We start from the raw sequence: 5756 nt of genomic DNA on the forward strand, positions 1-5756 counted from the left end.
GGCTGCACTCCGCTGCCGCGGACCTGCCCCCGGCCGAGCTGGAGGCCGCGCACTACCGTCAACACATCGGCCAGCCCGAGTCAGAGCACTCAACCCGATAGCTCTCCGGACACGCCGGGGCGGTTCAAACCGCCAGGTCGTTGTGCGGTTCTCGACCGAGGAACTGGACGCGGTTCGGGGGCGGGCGAGGTTGGCCGGCCTCGCTGTCGGGGCGTGGATCGGGCAGGCGGCAATGATCGCCGCAGAGGGCGGCATCAACGCAGCGACGGGGCTGCCCGATCTTCTGCGGCTGCACTCGGATGTCGTCCGCACCCAGCAGATGGCTGCGGCGTCGAGTCTCGACGTCGCGCGTGTCGAGGAACTGCTCCTGCGGCTCGATGCCGTCATCGACGCGGTGACGGCCGAGGTCGAGCGGGCCCGCCGATGATCACGAAGGTCGTGCACGGTTGGCGGGTCGGGGGACTGGTCGCCTACCTGCTGGGCCCCGGGCGGGCTCAGGAGCACGTCCGGCCGCGGGTCATCGCGAGCTGGGACGGGCAGGATGCGGGTCGCCAGCCGCAGCAGACCGATGCGGGTGGCCTGGAGTTGGGCCCGCTGATCCGGGCTCTGCGCGCTCCCGCGGTCGCGGTGGGGCTCCCGGAGAACGACGGTGACGGCAAGCGGGGTTATGTGTGGCACTGCTCTGCTCGCGTCGCGGCCGGGGACCGGGTGTTGTCCGACAAGCAGTGGGCGTCGATCGCACGCGAGTTGCTCGACGGGTCGGGGGTCGCCGCGGCGGGAGACGCCGGGGGACCTCGGTGGGTCGCGATCCGGCACGCCGATGACCACATCCACATCGCGGCGGTCCTGGTCCGGCAGGACACCGCCCGCCGGTTCTGGCCCAGCCACGACTACCCCCGGCTCCGTGAGACGGCGCGCCGGATCGAGAAACGACTCGGGCTGACCGTCACCGCTTCGGCCGAAGGGACCGCGGCGAGGGCGCCGGGACGGGGTGAGCTGGAGAAGGCACAGCGTCAGGGACGGCCGGCCGCTCGGCTCGAGCTGGCGCGGGCCGTCCGGACCGCGGCCGCGGCCTCGGCAGACGTCGTCGGGTTCGCGGCGGCTCTCGAGTCGGGTGGCTATCTCGTCGAGCTGCGGCGCGCGCCGTCCGGTGACCTGTCGGGATACAAGGTGGCCCGGCCCGCTGACGTGAGCGCCGATGGTGCGCCGGTGTTCTACAGCGGCAGCAAGCTCGCGCCCGACCTGTCGTTGCCGCGGCTGATGCGAGTCTGGGACGAGCTTGGCCGCGGATCGGACGCTACGAATCCGGTCATTGCGGCGAGGCGACGTGTCGATGGCGCGCGTGCGCTGGTGGGGGTGGCGCGCCGCGGCGGTGGCAGAGAAGACCCGGACGGTGTCGCCCATGCGACGGGGGATCTGATGACCGCGGTCGGGGAGTGGTCGGAGGAGTTGAGCACGGCGGCCGACCATTTCGCACGATCGGCTCGACCCCGATGTGGCTCGGGGCGGACGTCGGGTGCGGCATCGGCAGGCTTGAGGAGGGTCGCTCGCCAGCTGATCCGGCGGCGCCGGATGCTGGGGGTGCAGGACGACATCGGAGCTGCGGCCGTGGCGCTGGTCGTGTCGCTGGCGGCGCTGCTTCAGGAGATCGGAGCCTGGCAACAGGAACACGATCGCGCGCATCAGGCATCGGCGGCGCGCGCCGCCGTGCGGCATCTGAACCAATGGGCGGATCAGCGCGGCAAGGAGACGTCAGAACCCGCCGCGAAGCGCGACCACGCGACCGCCGTGGTGGGACCACGGCCCCGCCACAGCGCTACCCGGCGATCGGTCTCAGCGCAGGAGTGAGACTCACAGGAGCCGCGACATCAGCTCACAGCCAGGATCGACGGAGGTGGCAACTCGAGACGTCGGCCAGCCACCCCCGCCGACTGTGAGCTAGGCGTCGACCTCCTCGACGGGAGCGCCATCCGCGGCCTTGAGGACGGACTCGCAGCCCTTCTTCGCTGCGGCCTTGGACTCGTAGGCCTCGCCGACGGCGACGACCTGGCCGTTGCTGGCTTTGAGCCGGAACCGGTACTTGCCCGCCCGGTCCTGGTACACCTCGAACTTGCCCGCCATCTGATTCCTCCACAGTGGTCATCTGTCCTGGTGGCGGCGGACGCTAGCCCAACCGGTCCACCAGCGCACCTGCTGCGCCACACCGCTGCCGCAGACGAGCGGAGCCGCGTTCGCGATCGCGAGCGAAAGGTCCGAATCCACATCGAGGACCAGGGCGGCGGCGTGTGCTGTCGCCATGACCTCGAGCCCACGCCGTCTCGTTCCTGTTCCCGTCGTCGACCCTGGCGACGACATCGAGCCCGAGCTGCAGAAGGGGCCATCGCTGTCGGATACCCAGCTGAGGCAAGCGCTGATCGACGCCGGGCACCCTTCGACCGGACCCGACATCCCGCACCTCTACCCGGTCGCGCGCCGAAACGACGCCGACGCCCCGACCGATCAGTGAACGTTCCCGGCGCTCGGGGCAGGCCGGTCGCCTGCTCGTCCATCCCGCCCGCCTCTGGTGCAATGCTCGGCGCGGTGGTCGAGGTGTGCTCGGCCAGATCACGATCGGGGGTGGGCGAGGTCGCAGTGCCTGCCGGCAACGCGGCCGGCGGTGGGTCGTTGTCTGTGGTGTGGGTGGGGAGTCGGGGGCTGTGGTGTCGGTGCGGGAGCGTGCGGTCGCGGCGGGCATGTCGCCGGAGCGGGTCACGCTGCACTGGGAGAACAAGGTCCTGCTGCTCGACGGGGAGGTCGTCACCGACCTCGACCAGCCCGCCCCGCCCGGCACGAGGTTGACGATCTCCGGGGCCTGACCCGGCCCGGGTTGACGCGGTCATGTCAACGCCCCGGTGCCCGGGCGCGGTGGTGACCGGGCGGGCGCCGATGGTGCGGGGATCGTGATGTCCGTCGGGGCCGTCGAGGAGGTGCCCGGCCGCGGCGAGGGCGTCGCGCCGTACTTGGGCGGGGACCTGGTCGAGCTGCAGCGACACCGAGTCCAGCAGCCCGGCGAGGGCGAACCCGGTGTACTGCCCGCGCAGCCCGGCGTAGCCGGCCCCGGCCGCGCTGCGCCGCAGCGCCACCGCCGCGGCGGCCAGACGGGCCCGGTCATCGCGCAGCCGCTGCGCCGTGTCGGGGTCGTGGGTCATGGTTCGCGCAGTTCGCCGGTGCGGGGGTCGAGCGCGGCCCGGATGGCATCGGCCAGGGCGAGGACGGCGCGGCGGACCGGGATCGGCAGCGCCCGCCCGTGCGCGAGCTCGTTCGCGCTCGAGCGCAGCACCTGGCCGACCTGGCCGGCGACGGCGCGGTCCCCGACGACCGGGTTGTCACCGTCGAGCAGGCCCGCGATGGTGCGCAGCGCGCGGGCCTCGGCGTCGGTCTGCGGGTCGACCGGCTGCTCTTGCCGGTAGCGGTTCTCGGCCACGACCCCTCCCCGGGTACTGCTGTCGGCGCTCGATCGGCTCGCGCGTTGTGGTCGGGTCGCGGTGCGAGGGCCTCCCCGCCCCGGCACCGCGAACCCGCATCCCACGCTAACCCAGATCGAACACTAGTTCGATAGCCGTGCTGGGTGAGAAGCCGCCCACGGCCCCGGACGGGCGACCCCACCCGGCCAGGGCTCGCCACGCCGCGGGTCCGGGCAGGACACTCCCCGCGTGGCGGACAGGCGGGGAGCCAGTGGCGGGTCGGGTGCGGGGTTGGTGCGTCCGATGCTGGCCACGGCTGGCCCGGTGCCGGAGTCTCGGGGGTGGGCGTTCGAGGTGAAGTTCCATGGCGTCCGCGCCATCGCCTACTCCAGTCCGGACGGGTTGAGGTTGTTCAGTCGCAACGACCGCGACATCACCTCTTCCTACCCCGACGTCACCGCTACCGACACTGACGCGGCCGGGCTGGGGGAGGGCCTGGTGCTGGACGGGGAGCTGGTCACCCTGGATGAGCGTGGCCGGCCGGACTTCGGGCTGTTGCAGCACCGCATGCACCTCGCCCACCCCGCCGCGGAGCTCCTCGGGCAGACGCCGGTGCAGTACATCGTCTTCGACGTCCTGCGCCACAACGGGGACTCGTTGCTGGCGGTGCCGTACCGGGAGCGGCGCGAGGTCCTGGCCGGGCTCGGTCTCGATGCGCGCGGCGCGCTGCGGGTGCCGGCGAACTTCGTCGACACCCCAGGTTCGGTGGTGATGGACGCCGTCGCCGCGCAGGGCCTCGAAGGCGTGGTGGCCAAGCAGCTCGACTCGGTCTACGTGCCCGGTAAGCGGGTGCGGTCGTGGATCAAGACCGCGATCCGGCACATTCTCTAGGGTCCGAGCGATGTGCTCGCTACGTCGTGGCTGGTCACATCGGGAGCGGGCGACGCCCCGTTCTGCGACAGGCGTCGCATGCGGTTGTACGGAGCGGGAACGGAGCAGAGGAACAGCATGGCTCCGGGCGACGACGTCAAGACCAGGAACCGCGGGCCTCAGCAGCGATACGAGCGGGCCGTATGAGGCCGGTGCAGGACCTGCGGCGTGCAGTCAGTCCGTTGTCAGGTGGGTGGTCTGGCCGGACAGGCTGAGGTCGTATCCGCCGAGGGCATTGATCCGGGTTCGGAGATCAGCACGGGCAAGGGCGGCCACGAGAGGTTGGGCAGGCGGCAGCGACTCGGCGGGCAGCACGAGCTCGTAGGGCTCCCACGCGACATGCACGAAGTCCAGCCCGAGGTCGCGGGCTGCCGAGCGCAGCCCGAGCGCGGTGTCCGCGATGCCGGCGACGACGGCGAGGCCGCATTCGAAGTGAGAGGCCAGCTCCGGTCCTGCGATGTGTTCTGGGGATGTCCCTGCCTCGATCAGGAGCTGGTCGAGCAGCACCTTGGTACCTGCGCCGGTCTCGCGTCTGGCGATGCGCAGTCCACCTACGTCGTGCGCGGTGCGGATCCCGTCCGGGTTCCCGGGTGGCAGCAAAAACCCCTGTTCTCGTCGCCACAGGTGGATCAGGTGGGGATCACGGTGGCGCAGCAGCGCCCGACCGAAGTGCTCGTTGTAGACACCTGCGCGGTCGCGCAGGTGGATCGCCGCGCCGTCGGCGTCGCCGCGCTCGAGCGCGCGCAATGCGTGGAAGCTTCCGCGCACACCGCTGCCGGTCACCGCGTGCCCGACGGCATCGAGCAGGAATCGCAGCGCCGGGTCATCGCTGGCGGCCAGGCGGAACACCCGGTCGGAGTCGAGGAACCTAGCGGCGGCCACCCGGCCGGTGGGCGGCACTCGAGCCGGCCGCCGATCGGCGAGAACGATCACGTCGCCGTCGGCGAGGTGTCGGTAGGCCCGGGTCACGGTGCTTGCGGTGGTCCCGTGCTCGCGAGCGAGCTCTCGGACGCTGGGCAGCTCGGTACCTGACGCCAGGTCGCCGGAGTGGATGCGGCGGGCGATGCCGAGCGCGATGTCGCGATACCGCGTCACGGCACCACACGATAGCTGTGTGGGCTGTTCCGCTTCGTGGCAGAACAGATTGGCACAGTGATCATGATACGCAGGTTTGTTGGGCATAAACAGACTGTTGTTGCGGCGCCGAATGCACTGAACTGCTGCGTATGCGGTTGGTGATGGGTGGCCCGTGGGTCAGTGAGCCTTTGCCAACCTGATGGACGAGCAGGTCAGCTGGCGTGCGGCGTGGCGTGACCTCGAAAGGGTGAAGCTCCTGGTAGACGGGCGATTGCCTAGATCAATCCGCCTGACCAGGAGCTTCAG

The 5756-nt window shown here is 71.2% G+C and carries 8 protein-coding genes; 5 read left to right on the forward strand and 3 right to left on the reverse strand.

From position 1 onward, the window contains the following. Positions 1 to 232 precede the first annotated feature (232 nt). Both WHI96_RS26940 and WHI96_RS26945 read left to right on the forward strand, forming a co-directional pair. Positions 233 to 427 (forward strand): hypothetical protein, encoded by a 195-nt coding sequence (locus tag WHI96_RS26940; RefSeq protein WP_345648609.1) that lies wholly within the window; start codon positions 233 to 235, stop codon positions 425 to 427. After that, positions 424 to 1848: a relaxase/mobilization nuclease domain-containing protein gene (locus tag WHI96_RS26945; RefSeq protein WP_345648606.1), complete on the forward strand. Its 1425-nt coding sequence runs from the start codon at positions 424 to 426 to the stop codon at positions 1846 to 1848. The genes WHI96_RS26940 and WHI96_RS26945 overlap by 4 nt, the downstream gene beginning before the upstream one ends. Before the next feature lie 90 nt (positions 1849 to 1938). Here the strand turns inward: WHI96_RS26945 and WHI96_RS26950 are convergent, their stop codons facing one another. Further along, complete coding sequence (locus WHI96_RS26950) at positions 1939 to 2121, reverse strand: YegP family protein (RefSeq protein WP_130289987.1); 183 nt, start codon at positions 2119 to 2121, stop codon at positions 1939 to 1941. Positions 2122 to 2296: 175 nt separating this feature from the next. On the opposite strand from WHI96_RS26950, the gene WHI96_RS26955 reads away from it, so the two are divergent. Both WHI96_RS26955 and WHI96_RS26960 read left to right on the forward strand, forming a co-directional pair. Continuing rightward, positions 2297 to 2506, forward strand: coding sequence for a hypothetical protein (locus WHI96_RS26955; RefSeq protein ID WP_345648598.1), 210 nt, complete (start codon positions 2297 to 2299; stop codon positions 2504 to 2506). A 190-nt stretch (positions 2507 to 2696) separates the two neighbouring features. After that, complete coding sequence (locus WHI96_RS26960) at positions 2697 to 2855, forward strand: hypothetical protein (protein WP_345648595.1); 159 nt, start codon at positions 2697 to 2699, stop codon at positions 2853 to 2855. A gap of 329 nt (positions 2856 to 3184) precedes the next feature. Here WHI96_RS26960 and WHI96_RS26965 read toward each other — a convergent pair whose 3' ends face one another. After that, the gene (locus tag WHI96_RS26965; protein ID WP_345648592.1) at positions 3185 to 3463 is read right to left on the reverse strand and encodes a hypothetical protein; all 279 of its coding nucleotides are present in this window, start codon (positions 3461 to 3463) and stop codon (positions 3185 to 3187) included. A gap of 283 nt (positions 3464 to 3746) precedes the next feature. On the opposite strand from WHI96_RS26965, the gene WHI96_RS26970 reads away from it, so the two are divergent. Beyond that, positions 3747 to 4334: an ATP-dependent DNA ligase gene (locus WHI96_RS26970; protein ID WP_345648589.1), complete on the forward strand. Its 588-nt coding sequence runs from the start codon at positions 3747 to 3749 to the stop codon at positions 4332 to 4334. 213 nt (positions 4335 to 4547) lie between these two features. On the opposite strand, the gene WHI96_RS26975 is transcribed toward WHI96_RS26970, so the two are convergent. Further along, positions 4548 to 5468 (reverse strand): substrate-binding domain-containing protein, encoded by a 921-nt coding sequence (locus WHI96_RS26975; RefSeq protein ID WP_281010805.1) that lies wholly within the window; start codon positions 5466 to 5468, stop codon positions 4548 to 4550. Between the last annotated feature and the right edge of the window lie 288 nt (positions 5469 to 5756).

The organism is Pseudonocardia tropica (genome assembly GCF_040105315.1).
Lineage (GTDB): Bacteria > Actinomycetota > Actinomycetes > Mycobacteriales > Pseudonocardiaceae > Pseudonocardia > Pseudonocardia alni.

Coding starts and splice junctions, on each gene's coding strand:
- WHI96_RS26940 (WP_345648609.1), top strand. CDS start 233: ATGATCGCCGCAGAGGGCGGCATCAACGCAGCGACGGGGCTGCCCGAT.
- WHI96_RS26955 (WP_345648598.1), top strand. CDS start 2,297: ATGACCTCGAGCCCACGCCGTCTCGTTCCTGTTCCCGTCGTCGACCCT.
- WHI96_RS26950 (WP_130289987.1), bottom strand. CDS start 2,121: ATGGCGGGCAAGTTCGAGGTGTACCAGGACCGGGCGGGCAAGTACCGG.
- WHI96_RS26970 (WP_345648589.1), top strand. CDS start 3,747: ATGCTGGCCACGGCTGGCCCGGTGCCGGAGTCTCGGGGGTGGGCGTTC.
- WHI96_RS26945 (WP_345648606.1), top strand. CDS start 424: ATGATCACGAAGGTCGTGCACGGTTGGCGGGTCGGGGGACTGGTCGCC.